Origin of the sequence: Kitasatospora phosalacinea (assembly GCF_030268885.1) — a bacterium.
GTDB classification, from domain to species: Bacteria; Actinomycetota; Actinomycetes; order Streptomycetales; family Streptomycetaceae; genus Kitasatospora; species Kitasatospora phosalacinea_C.
In genome coordinates, this window is sequence record NZ_BSSA01000087.1 from 1 (window position 1) to 1144 (window position 1144).

The 1144-nt window shown below is 71.0% G+C and carries 1 protein-coding gene; it reads left to right on the plus strand.

What is annotated here, in order from left to right:
• Nucleotides 1-1144: methionine adenosyltransferase (metK, locus tag QSK52_RS39045; RefSeq protein ID WP_285741035.1), on the plus strand; the 1144-nt coding region annotated here is incomplete at both ends.

The following is a 1144-nucleotide window of genomic DNA, read 5'->3' on the forward strand; positions in this document are numbered from 1 at the left end:
GACCAGATCAGCGACACCGTCCTGGACGCCCTCCTCAAGGACGACCCGACCTCCCGCGTCGCCGTGGAGACGCTGATCACCACCGGCCTGGTGCACATCGCCGGCGAGGTCACCACCAAGGCGTACGCGCCGATCGCGCAGCTCGTCCGGGAGAAGATCCTGGAGATCGGCTACGACTCGTCCAAGAAGGGCTTCGACGGCGCCTCCTGCGGCGTGTCGGTGTCGATCGGCGCGCAGTCCCCGGACATCGCGCAGGGCGTGGACACCGCGCACGAGCACCGGGTCGAGGGTGACGTCGACGACGAGCTGGACCGCCAGGGCGCCGGTGACCAGGGCCTGATGTTCGGCTACGCCAGCGACGACACCCCCGAGCTGATGCCGCTGCCGATCACGCTGGCGCACCGGCTCTCGCGCCGCCTGACCGAGGTCCGCAAGAACGGGACCATCCCGTACCTGCGCCCCGACGGCAAGACCCAGGTCACCATCGAGTACGACGGCGACCGCGCCGTGCGCCTGGACACCGTCGTGGTCTCCTCGCAGCACGCCAGCGACATCGACCTGGAGTCGCTGCTGACCCCGGACATCCGCGAGTTCGTGGTCGAGCCCGAGCTCAAGGCGCTCGCCGACCAGGGCATCAAGCTGGTCACCGAGGGCTACCGCCTGCTGGTCAACCCGACCGGGCGCTTCGAGATCGGCGGCCCGATGGGCGACGCCGGCCTGACCGGCCGCAAGATCATCATCGACACCTACGGCGGTATGGCCCGCCACGGCGGCGGCGCGTTCTCCGGCAAGGACCCGTCCAAGGTCGACCGCTCCGCCGCGTACGCGATGCGCTGGGTCGCCAAGAACATCGTCGCCGCGGGCCTGGCCCGCCGCGCCGAGGTCCAGGTCGCGTACGCGATCGGCAAGGCCGAGCCGGTCGGCCTGTTCGTGGAGACCTTCGGCACCGAGACCGTGCCCGTGCTGAAGATCCAGGAGGCCGTGACCCGGGTCTTCGACCTGCGCCCGGCCGCGATCATCCGCGACCTGGACCTGCTGCGGCCGATCTACGCCCAGACCGCCGCGTACGGCCACTTCGGCCGCGAGCTGCCGGACTTCACCTGGGAGCGCACCGACCGCGTCGAGGCGCTGAAGGCGGCCGTCG